A 2,122-nucleotide genomic window follows, 5' to 3' on the forward strand; every position below is an offset into this window, starting at 1 on the left:
CGACCGACAGCCGCTGCTCGGGATTCAGGCCCTTCAGATAGTCGGGCGCGCTGTTCTGACCGCTGCGGGCGGCCATGGCGCGCGCGGCTATGCCGGACGGGGCCGCGGGCCGCGCATTCGGTTCGTCAAAGAAGGGCATGTCTTCCGCAAAGCCGGACATTGCCCCCGAATGTAATGATTCGGCAGCGAAAGGCCAGAAGTGTCTACGTTTTGTTCTGGTTTGGCGACACGATTGCCGGGCGTGGTGGCTTTTCCAGCGCCCGGCAAGCGCCTCGAAGCGCTTATCCGGCGGCTGCCCGCATGCGCTCGCCTATCTTGTCGGCCACGTAGCCGGCATCGCGCGCCGCGCCGTGGATCATGGTGGAGGAGGTCGATTGCTGGAAATGCAGGCCGCAGACATACAGTCCCGGCTCGCCTTCGACGGCACCACGATACTGCTTCACCCGGCCGGTGCCGTCGAAAATCGGCAGCTTGATCCAGTCGAGCCCGGCCCGGAACCCGGTGCACCAGATAATGTTCGCAACGTCGAGAAGCTGGCCGTCGTCGAGCAGCGGCTTGCCGTCGCGGGCACCGGCGACGCGGGCGACCCGGCGGACGCCGGCGGCGTCCAGATCCTGCGGCTTGACCCGGATCAGCGGCAGGCCATGCGACAACTGCTCCGGCTTGGCCCTGCGGCCCATCGGCGTATCGACGGTGAGCAAACGGTGGAAAACGATGCGCAGGACGACCGGCAGGACCAAACGCATCGCGAAGTAGCCATTGTAGGCGACCGGGATGTGGCCTGGATGGCGGCCCGACAGCCACACTTGATGCGTTCGCGCGACATCCATGGCGATTTCCGCACCGGAATTGCTGGCGCCGACCAAAAGCACGCCACCTGCCTTGAGCTGTTCCGGATTCTTGTAGGCAACCGAATGCAATTGCCGGATCGACGGATCGAACGACGCCGCGAAATCCGGGATCTTCGGCTTCTGGTAGCTCGAGGCGGCGGCGACGACGTGCTTGGCGATGTAGCGGGTCCGGCCTGATGTGACGACGTAGCGCTCGCCGGAACGGGTCACCTCGTCGACCTTGACGCCAGTGCGCACCGGCAAGGCAAACCTCCGCGCATAGGCCTCGAGATAGTCGGCCATTTCGTCCTTGGTCGGGAACGAATAGCGGGCGGCGGGGAACGGCATGCCGACCAGACCGTCGAAGCGCGCCGGGGTAAACAGGCGCAGCGAATCCCAGCGCGAGCGCCAGATATCGCCGACGCGTTCGCGGCCCTCCAGGATGACGAACTTCACCCCCTTGCGGGCCAGGTGATAGCCGACGGAAAGACCGTTCTGGCCGGCGCCGATGACCACGACGTCGACATGTTCTTCCCTGAGCGCGGGCTGCGTTTCGTCGCCTGATGATGGATCGCTGCCGGTTGCCTGCAGCGCATCGGCCTCCAGATGCATGAAGGCCGCGCCCTGTTCCAGCAGGGCGCCGGCGCGTGCCCTGGTCTCGGCGATGCGGATATTGAGACGGCTGCGCAGGGTCATCGCCTGCATCGCGGCCGTTCCGGATATCGAAGTCGGGTTCATGATCGCTCCATTTGGTTCGTCACTGGCGGACCAAAAATAAGGGAACGGCGCCGCGGCGCTTCGGGGAGACACCTCACGAGTCAGAAAAATGCGATGGGGATTTTTCCCCATGCCGCCAGAGCGTTTCATCGTTTCACGGAAACGCCGAACCGCTCAATCTCTTTGCTTTGACGCAATTCCGGACGGAAAACCGTTTCACACTTTTCCTGGAATTGCTCGAGGTCAGAAAATCGTTGCGTTAGAGCAGGCCGTTCTGAAAGCCGTAGGCTGTGGCAGCCGCGCGCGAGTTGACCGCCAGCTTGTCGAATATGTTGCTGAGATGACGGTCGACGGTCTTTTCGCTGAGGCCAAGGTCGGTTGCTATCGTCCTGTTGGTCTTGCCGGTGGCGACAAGGCCAAGAACTTCGATCTCGCGCCGGGTCAGCCCATGCGAAGGCAAGCTCGTCGGCCGGGTCAGCGCGGCGACCCGGGCGAGGTCGGGGGCGGCGCCGAGGCCGGCAAAAACCGTACGGGCGGCATCGAATTCGAGCTCGGTGCCGTCTTCGTCGCCAAGC

The 2,122-nt window shown here is 64.0% G+C and carries 2 protein-coding genes; both read right to left on the reverse strand.

The window, feature by feature from the left end:
• Window positions 1-281: 281 nt before the first annotated feature.
• Window positions 282-1,568, reverse strand: coding sequence for an FAD-dependent oxidoreductase (locus tag EN738_RS33750; protein ID WP_245494850.1), 1,287 nt, complete (start codon window positions 1,566-1,568; stop codon window positions 282-284).
• A 238-nt stretch (window positions 1,569-1,806) separates the two neighbouring features.
• Window positions 1,807-2,122: response regulator transcription factor (locus EN738_RS36860; protein ID WP_145967033.1), on the reverse strand; the 316-nt coding region annotated here is incomplete at its 5' end.

The organism is Mesorhizobium sp. M4B.F.Ca.ET.017.02.2.1, assembly GCF_003998955.1.
GTDB classification, from domain to species: domain Bacteria; phylum Pseudomonadota; class Alphaproteobacteria; order Rhizobiales; family Rhizobiaceae; genus Mesorhizobium; species Mesorhizobium abyssinicae.